1 protein-coding gene is annotated in these 420 nt (G+C 41.4%); it reads left to right on the forward strand.

Annotated features, from left to right (window positions below):
* Nucleotides 1-188 precede the first annotated feature (188 nt).
* Nucleotides 189-420, forward strand: a 232-nt coding sequence (locus tag P3R27_RS14865) for a hypothetical protein (protein WP_301399194.1), incomplete at its 3' end; no start/stop codon positions are given.

Consider the following 420-nt stretch of genomic DNA (forward strand, 5'->3'; position numbering starts at 1 on the left):
AATACTAATGGCAAAACGTTAATTAATAGTGGCAAAGGTAGTTCTGCAGGTCTGGAAGCCGCTGTTGTCGCCCTGAAAACAGGTAAGTTAGATAACCGGACTGGGCAGATCAGGGGAGGTTTGTTGCTTTTGAAACTTCAGAGATAACTAATGTAGGAGGTGAAGTTCAATCTACCGGAAAAATTGATATGATCAGTTCCGGAAATATTGATAACACCAAAGGCCTTATTAGGTCGCAAGCAGGTGGCATTCAGATTGAGACGGCGAAGTATTTTATCAACAAAGATAATATCACTGCTGATGCTACCAGTAACGATTCCTTAGGATTGATTGCAGGTGACGATGGAATTAAGTTGAAAGCTGGCACGATTAATAATTCGACTGGTGGAATCAGTTCATCAGGTACGATCTCTCTGGAAA

The sequence above is a fragment of the Enterococcus spodopteracolus genome, assembly GCF_030441955.1.
Lineage (GTDB): Bacteria > Bacillota > Bacilli > Lactobacillales > Enterococcaceae > Enterococcus_B > Enterococcus_B spodopteracolus.